Below are 13,609 nucleotides of genomic sequence, written 5' to 3'. Positions count from 1 at the left end.
GGGTGCGCACCGTGCTTGGCCAGTCTGCCCAAAAACTTAGCTAAGTTCTTTGAAACTTAGCTAAGTTTGATCTACCGTCGAACGCATGTCCTCCACCACCCCTTCGACCGGAACACCAGAAACAGTCGCCGGAGAGCACAGGTGCCTCAGCCGGCACAGGGCCACGGCTAGCAGACGCGACCGAAGCCGAAGACCTCTGCGACACGTCGGCGGCAGAAGTAGGGCCGACCCCGTGATGACCACTCGCCTGGTGATTAAGACGATCGGCGCTAAGGTGGGCGGCGAGCTGTGGGAAGACCTCGAATCATGACAGCCCACCCCCCGACCTCCAATGGAGACGACTTCGCCGGCTTCGCCGAGGCCAAGCGGCTCCTGTCCTGCCACCAGGGCCGGACCCGCACGCTCGAGAGGCTCGCCATCACCGACTTCTTCGACGACGAGGCGGTCGTCGCAGTCCACGTCAACAACATCGCCCGCGCCGACAGGGACTTCCTTACGGCCTTCGACGCCGAGGGGCGTCGGGCGGGTAGCGACGTCCTCTACACCGACGAACCGGGCCAGCACCTCGACCTCACCCCCGAGTTCGACCACCTCGTGACCGGGCTGGACGTGCGCGCCGGTTCCGAGCTCGCCGCCCTCGCCGACGCCGAGGAAGGCTGGATCATCGACATGGAGGTCCTCCGCGGCTACGATCCCATCGCCGATCGTCGTGGTACACAGAAGGCCATGGTCCTCGCTCACCTCGCCGACATGCTCGACGCAGGCGAAGCCCGCGGCTTCATCCTCGGCTCCCCAGAGCCCCCGGACGAGGACCGGGGGACCCGCGACTCCTAGGAGACCCTGACCGGCTGCGCCCAGTGCTCGGCCACGAAGTACCACCTGGGTGGCAACAGCGGGCTCAAGGAGGACGTGGACTAAGAGTCACCGACGTCTCTGTCGGCAAGGCCGCCTATGACCACATCAAGGCCGTCCTCGGGTTCCCACCGGTCCCGTCATGGCCTTCACCGACCGTCAGGCCCTGGCTGACTTCGCGGCCGCCGCGTGAGCCCGACCTTACGCCTACAGGCCTCAACCCCTGGAGCCACCGGCCCAGGGGTCGTCTTCGTCAAGGGGGTCTCCCATCTCGGCGCGCAGGGGCCGGACCGACTCACGTCGGTCCCGGGTGACGAGCTGTTGGGGCGAACCCCGACCGCTCGCCGCTTCCCATGATCGACCAGGAGGTCCCCATGACCATCGCCCGTCTGCACGCGCCGGGCCGCCTCTGGCGGATCAAGGACCGCAACAGGCCCGCCGACGCCGTCGACATCGGTCCCGGATCGCCATGGGCGACCCCGTTCAGGGCCCGGCGCGACGGCACGCGCGAAGACATCGTCGAGCAGTGGGACAAGTGGGTTCTCCACGCCCCGGACAAACGCGCGCGGTGGATCCGCGAACACGTCGGCGAGCTCGCCGGCCGCGATCTGGTCTGCACCTGCCCCGCCGGGTATTGCCACGGGGGAGTGCTGCTCACCCTGGCCCACCTCGAGACCTTTCGACCCGGCCACGTTCCGGCCGTGGACGCCCCCGGCCTCTGGCTGCGGGTGACGGTCTGGGACGACCATGGGCAGCTCCACCGGTTCCTCCTGCGGGTCACCGACCCCGGCCCCACAGGCACTGTTCTCGAGGCGACCGGCCCCATGCGCTGGATGGTCGGCAACTCCTGCGCCGTCATCGGTGACTGGATCCGCGCCCGCTCCGGCTCTGCCGTACGCATGGCCGCCGTCCACAACCAGCTCGCCCACGCTGTCAAGAAGAAGGCCCTCGCATCATGACCGGCGTCTTCGACCCCGAGATCGTTGAGCTCACCATCGCCTATAGGCACGGCGAAGTCGGGGTCTACAAGATCGGCGGCGGCACCCTCGGCCGCTCCTACAGCGGCCTGTGGGGCTACCGGCTCACACACGGCCCGAGCGCCAAGGTCGTCGCGTCCGGTGAGGACCTGCGTACCGGAGCGCCCAAGACCCACGATCAGGTGGCGCGGATCGTCCTCGATATCTTCGACCGATAGGAGCAGTAGCTCATGACCCTCCCTCTCCGCGCATCGCAACTGCCCGTCAAGTACGAGCGGTCCTGTGAAACGAACAGGCCCGGCCTGACCATCTACGAGGTCGCCGGTTCCGGCCTGTACCAGGTGACCGAGGCCAGCCGTGGCGAGTTCGACGTTGCGACGCTCACACAGATCGGCTGGACCGATCTCATCCGCCTCGACGAGCGCGACGGCGTCTCCACCGCCCTCGAGGCGATGCAGGCATGGCTCGACGTCCAGACCCCGACGCCGTAGCCAGATGACGGGGGCAGGCCCCAGGGATGAGCCCGATCTGGCGGTCTCCGCGACCCAGGCTGGCATCACGGTGCACGCGCTCGAGCAGATCGATGACGAGTCGTCGCTGTCGTCACCGCGTGGATCAAGCCCCTCGGTGACTGCACGCTCGACTTCCCGCAGGACTACTCACCCGACGACGACGTGATGAAAGTCGAGATCGAGCGTCTCCGAACCCTGAGCGGAGCGCTCGACGCACTGCGCTGAGGCCGCACTCCCACAACCGGACCCGCTTCATCCATCGGCCGACCGGATCGCACGACCGCGATCAGGTCGGCCATTCCCGTATCCACTCATACACGAACTGATCTTGTATCATAGATGAATCTAATAAGCATTGAATGATCATTGGATTCATCGCGCGTCTGACCGCTGGCTAACCAGCAGAAAGTTGAATCGCACATGGCTAACAACACCGTCCGCGCCGACCAGCTCACCGAGGGCTCCGTCGTCACCATCCGGGGCAAGCTCGCCTTCGCCCGGCTCACCCGCCGCATCGAGGGTAAAGAACTCGCGCAGGCCAACGTCCGCCGCCGCCAGGCCGGAATGAAGTACGACATCACCAGCCCGTACACCACCGCCACCATCAGCGGCGGTGCCCAGGTCATCTATGCCGACCCCGACAACCCGACTCTCGAGGAGCAGTACGTCGCCGAGCGCTGCTACACCTCGAAGAAGAAGCCCGAGGACGGCCTCAGCTACTCGATCGATTCCAAGGGCAACAACCTGCCCAGCATCGGGATCCCCGGTGAGGGTGGCTTCGTCCAGGACCTCAGCGGCCAGGAGCTCGCCCGCGGGCTCGACGTCACCCTCGTCCTCGAGGTGTACAAGGCCAGGGACCAGGAGAACCGCGGTCTGGGACTGACTCACGTGCTCGTCAACGAGGCCCCTCGCTACTACACCCCCGGCAGCGTCGACGAGTCCCAGCTGAAGGCCCGCGGCATCACCTTGGCTCAGCCGATGCAGGCCGTGCCGTCCAACGAAGCCACCCCTGTCGGTGGGGCCGAGCCCGTGGGCACCGAGGTCGACAAGACCTCCGGCCTGTCCTTCCCGGCTCCTCAGCCGGCCGGTCAGGTACAGCAGGCCCCGACCCAGCCGGCTCCGTCCGCGCAGCAGGTCGTTCCGGCCCCCGTCGCCCAGCCACAGGCCGTCCAGCAGGCGCAGCCCTCCTCGGTCCAGGCCGAGGAGACCGCCGAGCAGAAGCTCGCCCGCATCGAGGCCGAGAACGCCAGGCTGCGCGCCGAGAACCAGGCGGCCAAGGACGTCGCCTCGGCCATCGGGACTCCGGACCCGAGCAGCCCCTGGGCCCCGCAGCAGTCCCAGCCCCAGGCCGGGATCGCCTACAACGGCTGAGCGGACGTGCCATGGCCGATCGACGAGGCCCCGCTCTGCGCACCAGCGCGGGGTCTCGTCTTTCTTCCCTCTGACCCACCAACACACGAAGGCGTTGATGTGACCGTCGATCCGCTCACGCTCTTCCCGGAGTTCTACACCAACTTGACCATCCAGACATTGGCCCCCGTTCGGCGCTGGACGGTGTCCGGACGGCTCGGCGACGACCCCGACTCCGGGCACAAGGCACCGATCGACGTCCGCCATTTCCTCGAGGGCTGTCGTCCCGGGTGCCAGCACGACGGCCCTCTGCGCGGGGCCTTCGCCCTCGACTCGACCTGCCTGATGAGCCTTGGCGAGCTCGTCGCCGCCCTGCCCAACGCGGCCAACCACGCCTACTACCTGCAGTCGCACAGCGACGGAGTCGTCGTCGTCGATGTCGAGCCCGACTGCCCGCCCGACCTCGCGGCCGACCTACTGCGCCTACCCGGCGTCCTCTGGGCGGAGACCTCGATGTCGGGGCGCGGATACCACTTAGTCATGCCGCGGCCGAAGAACCTCCACGACTTCCCGCACGCCGCCCACAAGCGCGTCCTACGCCAGAGGAACGGATGGTTCGAGATCCTGCTCGACCACTGGATCACCTTCACCCGCAGATCCGTGGCCGCAGGGCTCGAGGATGACCGGCCGCCGACCCGCTTCGCCTCGCTTGAGGACCTCTACGCCGACCTGGCCGAGAACGCCCGCGCCGGCGCCGCCGGGTCCGCCGGTGAGATCGTTACCGATGAGGACATGCCCGACATCCCCGGTGCGCACGACATCGTCGCCGCGGCGGTCGTCGGCTCCAAGGACCGGCGCAAGGATCTGTCCGACTTCGACCACGACCGCTCCCGCTGGGAGTTCTCCGTCCTCGGCACGCTCTACGCCGAACAGGTCCAGGCGATGAACCTCCATGCCGGGATGAGGCAGACGAGCTACTCGGCCAGTGACCAGGCCTGGCTCCTCTACGCCGCCGCCATCGAGGTGCTGCCCAAGCGGGCGAAGCACACGGAGACGCGTAACGGGCGGCCCTATCTGCTCGATCGTGCGGCCTCACTGGTCGCCGATCGACTGGCACGGGCGCAGGAGCGCCCCATCGGTACTGCCTGAACGCTGCTGGCCCGGCTTTGCCCGAGGCGGGGGTTGGATCGCGAAACGCGATCCGGGGATGGAGGCGGTGCTGGGGCAGGACCGCACCGCCTCACGGCAAAGGTCTTCGTTCTCGATCACAGAGACGAACCCGTCATGAGCGGCTCGATGGCCCCCGCCAGCCGCTGACGTGATTTGCGCAGGGTGATCCGAGAACGCCCGTGCTCTGCCTCCGGTCCTCTGCTCGCGACGCCCGTCCCGAGGGCCCAAGAAGCCCCTTTCACCCATGATCAAAGGAATTCACTGTGAAGTTCAACGACACCCTGGCCAAGCTCGTCCGGCAATCTCTCGAAGTCGGCGCGACACCTGCGCTCATGGGTGAGCCCGGCATCGGCAAGAGCTCCTTCGTCGAGGACCTCGCCTACAGCATGGACACCAAAGCCTTCGTCCTGCCCTGCAACCAGCTCGCTGACAAGGCCGACCTCACCGGCGCGCGTCTCGTGCCCTATGTCAAGGCCGACGGCACCGACAGCTACAAGCAGGTCTTCTACCCCCACCAGGTCATCCAGGACGTGATCGACTACGCCGAGGCCAACCCTCGCGAATGGCCGATCCTCTTCCTCGACGAGATCAACCGTACGACCTCGGATGTGACTTCCGGCGCGCTCACCCTGGTGACTTTGCGTCGCATGGGCCATGTCGAACTCCCGAAGAACGTGCGCATCGTCGTCGCTGGCAACGACAAGGGCAACGTCACCACATTGGACGAGGCGAGCCTGTCCCGATTCGCCATCTTCCACGTGGAGCCCGACGCCTCGACCCTGATGTCTGTCATCCCGAACCTGAACCCGTGGGTGAAGAAGGTGCTCACGCAGTACCCGGCGCTGATTCTCCAGAAGTCCACGCCGAACGCGATCGTTGCCGATGGCCAGGACGAAGACGACGACGGCAACGTCACCATGGCCGAGCTGTTCGATGGTGGCGAGGAGATGAACCAGCTCACCACGCCGCGCACGATCGACTACCTGTCGAGGTGGTTGAACGCAGCCGACCGCCAGGACCTGGCCAGCCATCTGGCGACCCCGGTCCAGATCGGCGGGCGCGAGACCTCCGAGCTCAACGAGATCATCGAGGCCTACACCGGCGACACCATGTTCACCACCCAGGTGGTGGCCACCATCGCCGAGGACCTCGCCTCGAACTCGGGGCCGACCGCCGTCAACCGGGTCAACGTCCCGAAGCCGAACTGCTACGCCGAGCTCAAGGCCGCGGGCACGGTCACGGATCTGGCCAAGAAGATCCAAGAGCTCACCGAGAAAGAGATCTCTGGCGCGTTGCTGTACGCCCTCAAGGAGAACTCGGACAACGCCCGCCTGATCGAGCAGCTGGCGCAGACCGCCACCCGGATCGAGCCGGAGCACACCCGCACCCTCATCGAGATGGTGACCAGCCAGCAGGTCGACCGCCAGAACTTGGAAGCCTTCCTGGACATCGACGCGCCGGTCGCCAACGCGGCCAAGCCCGTCCTGTCGGCATTCCTCTGATCGAGGCTGCACCGAGGAGCGGGGAGCGGCTGAAGCCGCTCCCCGCTCCCGCTGGCGGCCCGCAGAAGCATCCGCGCATCGCCGCAGCCCCTGCCCTCAGAAGGAGACCACCGCGATGACGATTACCGTCACCAACCAGAAGCCGGCCGTGCTCGACGCGGTCCACACGATCACGTGCATCGGCGACTACGACCCGATGCCCGCCCTCCAAGAAGTACTGGTGGACCCGCTGCTCGAGCCACTAAGCCCGCACGCGCCCGCCTCGATCGTCGACGGATCCGGAAAGGACCTGACCAACGACGTCCTGGACATTCTCGTGTCCTGCTTCGGCGACAGCGTCAACACCAGTGCCGAGAAGGTCGCCAAGGAGCTGCTGGGCCAGACGATGGTCAACTACGACCAGACCACGCCCCTGCCCGTCGGTGAGCTCTTCGCCGCCCAGGCGGGGCAGCGGAACAAGATGCCCGCACCCGGGCCCCGTGTCATCTACACCGCCCAGTCCGACGTGATCCCTGCGGCCAAGGGACTACTCGCCGGCTCGGCCGACGAGAGCGAGTTCTTCGCCTCGCTGGCATACGCCTTCCACCCGGGCACGCTCGGCTTCTGGTTCCAGTCCGACGCTGCCTTCGACGGCTTCCAGGTCTGGCTGTCCGCTCAGGCCCAAGCTCTGGGCAGCGCGAGTTCGCCGGTGCCGGCGAGAACCCTGAAGCTGGTCGGCGACTTCGCCAAGCTCTCACTCAAAGGGCTCACCGAGTCCCTACTGCTACGCAAGGACGACTCTGACGGCAACGACGAGCTGTCCTTCCCGCGCTTGCTGATGCACATGCTGATGACCTACGTCGGCCAGCAGCGCGGCCAGACCTCCGACGTCGGAGTCCTGCCGTTCACGGTCGGCGAGCTGTTCTGCCCGAAGTCCGTGGTCCTGGTCAACGTCGAGGCGCACGCCCGTGCCTCCGCGTCCCAGATCACGGGAGAGTGGAACCTCATCAACCAGTCGCTGGCCTCGCCGGTGAGGGTCGTCTCGAACTCCGCGCTGTCCAAGCTGACCTCGCTGCCGCGGGCCGTCGCCAAGGCGGCCGCCATGGGCGCGAACCAGCAGCCGGGCCTGCCTGGTTCGCGCTCCGCGCAGGTGAAGTTCCGCAAGGCCCCGCCCACGAGGCTGGACCTGTTCAAGGACATTACCCGCGTGCTGCGCCGCATGGGCAAGGTCAACAAGTCGCAGAACGTCTACCGCACTATGAAGACGACGTTCCTCAAGGCGAACAGGCGCAACCCGGACGACTTCAACAAACCCGGCCGGATCAGCTCGGTGCAGTACATGCCCGATCTACACGTCTACATCGACACCTCCGGGTCGATCTCCGAGGAGAACTACCAGGAGGCGGTGATGATGCTCATCCGCATCGCCAAGAAGTTGGGCGTCAACATCTACTTCAACTCGTTCAGCCACATCCTCTCGCAGGAGGCGCTGCTCAAGGTGGAGAACAAGTCGCTGCGCCGGATCTGGGAGGAGTTCCGCCAGGTGCCCAAGGTCACCGGCGGCACCGAGTTCAAGCAGGTCTGGGACTACATCAACGCGTCGAATAAGCGCAAGCGACAGCTGAGCCTGGTGATCACCGACTTCGAGTGGCCACCTCCATCGGCCCGCGTCGACCACCCGGCGAACCTGTACTACGCGCCGTGCTCGGCCACGGACTGGGCCCTCACGGTCCAGTCCGCCACGGACTTCGCCAACGGCATGCACCACATCGACCCGTCGATCCGCCAGAAGCTGCTGGGCATGGTGGTCTGACCGGCCGAGCGCACGGCTGCGGCCCGCAGCGCAACCTGATCCGACAGGCGGCGCTGCGGGATCGGCCGCCTCATCTCAGCTGTCCGCACCCCCACCCGGATCGCTCGCGCTCACCGGCGCCGCCTCGACCCAGCACCCACCGAAGGAGGTCTCACCATGGGACTGTCCCACTTCACCCAGGACAACGATGATGACGCGAACAATAGCGGTCCACCGACCGGCGGCATCGGCGTTGGCATGGGCAGCCCTTTTTCCCCGGGCGGCCAGAGTGACGACGCCGTCAAGGGGCTGCTCGTCGATTACAACGAAAAGTTCAAGAACGCCGAGCCGACGCTCTTCCGCGACACGCTCATCGAGCAGACGTTGGCCACCCTCATCAGCAAGAACAAGCCCAACGTCCTGCTCAAGGGCTCAGCCGGCGTCGGCAAGACCAAGATCGTCGAGGATATCGCCCGCCGCATCGCTCTCGGCGACTCACTTATCCCGGACCTGCTCAAGGACTACACCATCTACGAACTGCCGGTGACCAACCTCGTCGCTGGCTCCGGCATAGTCGGCCAGCTGGAGGAGAAGGTCCAGGCCGTCGTCGACTTCGCCTCGAGTCCGAAGAACAGGGCCCTCCTGTTCATCGACGAGATTCACCAGATCACCGGAGGATCGAGCTCGCACAGCGATCCGACCAACCGCAAGATCAGCCAGATCCTCAAGCCGGCGCTGGCCCGCGGGCAGATGAGCGTCATCGGCGCGACCACCTCGAACGAGTCGCGCGCCTTCGACGAGGACCCGGCCTTCGCCCGCCGCTTCACCCAGCTCATCGTCGACGAGTTGACCGTCGAGCAGACGCTCGCGGTCCTCAGCACCGTTCGACCCGGCCTGATGGCGCACTACCGCCACCAGATCGGAGTCTCCGACGACGTGCTGGCCGAGACGGTCAAGATCGCCGAGGCGACCTCGAAGGCCAGTGCCCACCGGCCCGACAACGCCATCACGCTGCTCGACCGCTCGATGGCCGACCGCGTGTTGGAGCAGAAGAAGCTCATCGCCCAGGCTGAGGCCGCCGGCGACCGCGCCTTGGCGGCGACCCTGCGGTCGATCTCCCAGGTGCCGCTGACGGCCACGCGCGTCCTCGACGTGGCCAAGTCACTGATGACAGGCAACGCCCAACGCCCGGACTTCGACGCCGCGACGCTGCGTACGACGCTGCTCAATCGACTCCAGGGCCAGGACGAGGTCCTGGAGAGGGTCGCCGACCGCATTGCGCGCGAGGAGCTCGGACTGTTCCCGACGAAGACCCCGCTCACATGCCTGTTCGCCGGAACGTCGGGCTCGGGCAAGAGCGAGACCGCGAAGATCCTCGCCGAGCAAATGACCGGCCAGGAGCCGATCGTACTCAACATGACGGAATACCACACTCCGTACTCGACCGCGAAGATCATCGGAGCACCTCCGGGTTACGTCGGATCCGACTCCAACCAGGAGCTGCCCTTCGACACGCTCGAGTCCAACCCGCACCGTGTCGTCCTGCTCGACGAGTTCGAGAAGGCCGACATGGCTGTGCAGCGACTGTTCCTCTCGGCGTTCGACGAGGGGTACATCCGCAATGCGCACGGGAAGCTGCTCGATTTCTCCAAGGCCGTCGTCATCGTCACGACCAATGCGGCCCGCGAAGCTCTCAGCGGCAGCTCGATCGGCTTCATCTCAGGCCCGAGGGTCGTTTCGCAGCAGAGCCTCAACACAGAGCTCGCCCAGCACTTCGAGCCCGAACTGTTGGGTCGGTTCTCACTGATCGTGGGCTTCAACCAAATCGACGAGGTCGTGTTCCGGCAGATCATGGCTGCCAACTACGAGAGCCAAGTAGCGCGGATCATCGACGCCAAGCCAAGGCTCGCTCAGGCCCTGCCTGCTGCTATGCCCGACGATGAACTGCGGACGCTGGCAAAGACCGCCTACGTCGATTCCCAGGGAGCCCGGCCCGCCTACAAGGCGGTCCGGTCCTGGATCGAGGACCGGATCATGGCAGCCCAGGCTGCGAAGACCCAGACCAGCGCGGCGATCGCTCGCACGATCGACCAACGCGAGTGATCATGACCATCGCCACCGTCAAGTCCGAGGACAGGACCGAGCAGGCCGCCGACGCCGGGCGCCGGAGCGTACACGCCAGCGCCCACGACGACGACTGCCACGAGTTGGGCCACATGCTCGGCCTACTGCGCACCAACGCCTCGGGCCGCATTGCCGAGGCGATCCCCGAGGAGTTCGACCTCGTCGACCACCGCGGCTGACATCGCCGATCCTCCCTCCGGAGGGTAAGGCGGGTACGCATGATCTCCGTGCCCTCGGGTGTGCACGGACCGGACAGGGGCCTGACGGCCCCTGCGGGTGGGGTGAGAGGAGCAGAGCCCAGGCTGCCTAGCGGCCTGGGCTCTGCCTCTGGCGCGCCTTCTTCCCGCTCACCCTTCTCCGATGGTCCATCGAATGCCTTTCTTGGATCATTGATGGCATCATTCAAAGGGTGAGTCGAATGATCCTTTCCTTTGAGCAACCCTCGCCGACTCGCCCGCCGCGTACACCTAAGGACGACACCCATGCCTCTGCTGCTTGACGACCTCGACCCGACGAAGGCCAAGAAGGTCGACGCGAAGTTCTTCAGCTCCAAGCTCAACGGCTCGGGCAACAAGACCGGCCGCCTCCACCAGGGGCTGCGCCCCCTCGACGCGACCAGCATCGAGACCCCGGACCGGATTGAGCTCAAGACCACGACCACCCAGCACGACATCACTGTCGTGACCGTGCCGCTGGCCGGCATCACCCGCCGCGCGCTCGAAACCCTGCCCACCGCGACGCTGCCGACGCCTGACGTGGCCGAGCGCTTCGTCGTTGAGACCGACTCCGACGACTGGGAGGCCGTCTTCGACATGACCCCCCAGGCACTGGTGTTGCGCGAGGACAAGTCCTCCAAGCCGATCAGGCACGAGCTGGCCATCCAGTACCGCACCGAGCTCGTGCTCATGCGTGCCGGCATGGTCGAGCCCGAGCGCGTCGTGCGCCTAACCGAGGGCACCAACCTCGCCGCCACCGACGCTGTGGTGCTCCTCGACTGGGACACCAGCCCGATGGAGACGGCCACCGACACGATCTCCCTTGCGCTGGGCCGCCTGGGCATCGCCGCGACGAACCTCGACTCCCTCGACACGTGGATGAACGACTACTCCATCCACGACCGGATCGTACGCCTGGCCGAGACCTGGTCCTCGGGGGCCATCGCCGCCGAAGTCGACGCCTACATCGCCGACGTCGCCTCCTTCGACAGGGACGTGCTCAACACGCTGGCCATCCAGCTGCGCTACCTCGAGAACTACAGCGTGCCGCTGGAGGCCTACGGCCGTATTCACCGGGCGTTGACCGCGGCCTTCGACTCCGAGGTCGCCCAGGTCCTGGCCAAGCAGAACCTCAACCTGCTGATGAACCACACCCTGGCCGACCTCGACGCGATCAAGCCGCAGCTGGCGCGCCTGGTCCCGCCCGACCCACCTCCGCCCCTGCCGGAGTACTTGTCGCCGCAACAGGTCGCCTGCGTCTCGACCACCGAACCGCTGGCGATGGTGCGCGCCGGTGCGGGCACAGGCAAGTCCTCGACGATCATCGAGCGCATCGCCCACCTCGTGGCCTGCGGGGTGGACCCTGCCGACATCACGGTCCTGTCGTTCACCAACGCCGCCGCGGACAACATCAAGGAACGCAACCCCGACGTGGGGTCGATGACCATCGCCTCGATGATCAACGACATCTACCAGCTCAACCACTCCGGCCACGACATCTCAAGCATCGACACCATCATCAACTCGCTCGAGATCTTCTTCCCCACCGATCAGGTCGCCGCAGACTTCCGCGCGCGTCTGCTCGACGTGGACAGGAACAAGATCGGGGCGGCGACGTCGCTCAACACCTTCGTCGAGCGCCACTACGACCGGGTCATGGCCATGCTCGACGCCATCGGGCAGACCTCGCTGGAGCTGGAGATCATCATCTGCTACCAGCGCATCGACGAGATGGCCGAGCCCGCCAACGTGGCCTGCCGCCACCTCATCATCGACGAGGTCCAGGACAACTCGGTCTTCGAGTTCATCTACGTGCTCAAGTACGTGGCCAAGCACCACCAGTCGCTGTACATCGTCGGCGATGCGAGCCAGACCCTGTTCGAGTTCCGCTCAGCCAACCCCCGGGCGCTGAACACGCTCGAAGGCTCGGGCGTGTTCGCCACCTACGAACTGACGACGAACTACCGGAGCAACCAGGAGATCCTGGACTTTGCCAACGTCGTCCTCGGCGAGCTGGAGACCAACCAACTCGCACAGATCCAGTTGCGGGCGAACTCGCTGGAGGAGCCGACCAAAGCCTCGTTCGAGGAGAAGGTCAGGCTCGACTACGAGCACCTGCCCCAGATGCGCGGGTTTCTCTCCAACGAGCTCAGCCCGCTCTTGGCCAACCGGGTGCTGCCGCAGTACGTCGACCCCTGCCTGGCCCGCGGTGAGCAGGTCGTCTTTCTGGCGTTCTCCCGGCGGGAGGTCGCGCTCATGCAGAGGGTGCTCGAGTCCAAGTACCCGGGCAGGCACGTCGCCTCACTGGTGTCCGAGCGCGTCTTCGCCACCGACATCTTCTCCAAGTACATCAAGTTCTTCTGGAACGACGTCCGCCAGGTACCGCCCAACAACGCGGCGTTCGTCGTCACCCAGGGCATCCGGGACAACTTGGAGAAGCTGACGAAGAACGTCGACAACCCGAAGGTTGAGCGCGCCGTGCTCGAGCTCGTCTCCAAATGGTGGCTGGAGAACGGAGCCACCACTAACGCCTGGGTCACCCTGGTCCACCAGGGCTCCATGCCGTCCGCCGAGTTCTTCACCCGCCTGCGCGACAACCTCCTGCAGTTCGAGATCGCCCAGAACGCGGTCAAGAAGTCGCTGACGGAGGCCCGTAACCGGGCGCGCAAGGAGAAGAACCTCGATGAGAAGGCCGACTTGGTCGTCTCCACGATCCACGGCGTCAAGGGCCTCGAGTTCGACAACGCCGTGATCCTGCACAAGGACGACAAGGCGATGGCTCAGGACGTGCGCCGGCTCTACTACGTAGCGTTCACCCGCGCGAGGAAGACCGAGTACGTCCTGTCCTACGGCACCACGGACAAGCCCGTGATCGTGTCTACTCACGAGGCGATCGGCAACCTGCTCGAGAAGAGGGAGGTCGAGACCGCCGAGCGCCACAAGCACGCTCGCGCGCTGGCGCTGGGTATCGACCCAAACCTCGTCGACGACGAGGAGAGCGCGGGCGTGCCCGTGCTGTAGTCGGTGTGATCCGCGGCCGACGAGCTGATCGCCCTCACACGACAGGCCGTCACCGAAGGCGACTGGCCCAACGCGAAGGGACGCCCTCAGATCGATTGAGGGCGTCCCGCACCAC

The 13,609-nt window shown here is 66.0% G+C and carries 11 protein-coding genes; all 11 read left to right on the top strand.

All coding sequences use genetic code 11. The annotated features are described in order from the left end of the window. Positions 1–306: 306 nt before the first annotated feature. The 11 genes from HGB44_RS02590 (at position 307) to HGB44_RS02540 (ending at position 13,494) form a co-directional block, all read left to right on the top strand. Complete coding sequence (locus HGB44_RS02590; RefSeq protein WP_082768299.1) at positions 307–834, top strand: hypothetical protein; 528 nt, start codon at positions 307–309, stop codon at positions 832–834. Between the two features lie 392 nt (positions 835–1,226). Next, positions 1,227–1,811 carry a DUF4326 domain-containing protein gene (locus tag HGB44_RS02585; RefSeq protein WP_168443902.1) on the top strand — a complete coding sequence of 195 codons (585 nt, stop codon included), beginning with the start codon at positions 1,227–1,229 and terminating at the stop codon, positions 1,809–1,811. Further along, positions 1,808–2,047, top strand: coding sequence for a hypothetical protein (locus HGB44_RS02580; protein ID WP_061079995.1), 240 nt, complete (start codon positions 1,808–1,810; stop codon positions 2,045–2,047). The genes HGB44_RS02585 and HGB44_RS02580 overlap by 4 nt, the downstream gene beginning before the upstream one ends. Before the next feature lie 12 nt (positions 2,048–2,059). Continuing rightward, positions 2,060–2,320 (top strand): hypothetical protein, encoded by a 261-nt coding sequence (locus HGB44_RS02575; RefSeq protein WP_061079996.1) that lies wholly within the window; start codon positions 2,060–2,062, stop codon positions 2,318–2,320. 441 nt (positions 2,321–2,761) lie between these two features. Then, positions 2,762–3,712 carry a hypothetical protein gene (locus HGB44_RS02570; protein ID WP_061079997.1) on the top strand — a complete coding sequence of 317 codons (951 nt, stop codon included), beginning with the start codon at positions 2,762–2,764 and terminating at the stop codon, positions 3,710–3,712. Positions 3,713–3,811: 99 nt separating this feature from the next. Continuing rightward, positions 3,812–4,840, top strand: a complete 1,029-nt coding sequence (locus tag HGB44_RS02565; protein WP_061079998.1) for a hypothetical protein — start codon at positions 3,812–3,814, stop codon at positions 4,838–4,840. 284 nt (positions 4,841–5,124) lie between these two features. Then, positions 5,125–6,363: an AAA family ATPase gene (locus tag HGB44_RS02560; protein WP_061079999.1), complete on the top strand. Its 1,239-nt coding sequence runs from the start codon at positions 5,125–5,127 to the stop codon at positions 6,361–6,363. A gap of 115 nt (positions 6,364–6,478) precedes the next feature. Continuing rightward, complete coding sequence (locus tag HGB44_RS02555) at positions 6,479–8,155, top strand: hypothetical protein (RefSeq protein ID WP_061080000.1); 1,677 nt, start codon at positions 6,479–6,481, stop codon at positions 8,153–8,155. Positions 8,156–8,311: 156 nt separating this feature from the next. Beyond that, complete coding sequence (locus tag HGB44_RS02550; protein ID WP_061080001.1) at positions 8,312–10,237, top strand: AAA family ATPase; 1,926 nt, start codon at positions 8,312–8,314, stop codon at positions 10,235–10,237. Positions 10,238–10,239: 2 nt separating this feature from the next. After that, positions 10,240–10,437, top strand: coding sequence for a hypothetical protein (locus HGB44_RS02545; protein WP_168443901.1), 198 nt, complete (start codon positions 10,240–10,242; stop codon positions 10,435–10,437). 303 nt (positions 10,438–10,740) lie between these two features. Continuing rightward, the gene (locus tag HGB44_RS02540) at positions 10,741–13,494 is read left to right on the top strand and encodes a UvrD-helicase domain-containing protein (RefSeq protein ID WP_061080003.1); all 2,754 of its coding nucleotides are present in this window, start codon (positions 10,741–10,743) and stop codon (positions 13,492–13,494) included. The last annotated feature ends 115 nt before the right edge of the window (positions 13,495–13,609 follow it).

Origin of the sequence: Nocardiopsis alborubida, from assembly GCF_012396365.1 — a bacterium.
GTDB classification, from domain to species: domain Bacteria; phylum Actinomycetota; class Actinomycetes; order Streptosporangiales; family Streptosporangiaceae; genus Nocardiopsis; species Nocardiopsis alborubida.
The sequence above is the reverse complement of the archived record's forward strand: the minus strand, read 5'-3'. Positions and strand labels throughout refer to the sequence as shown.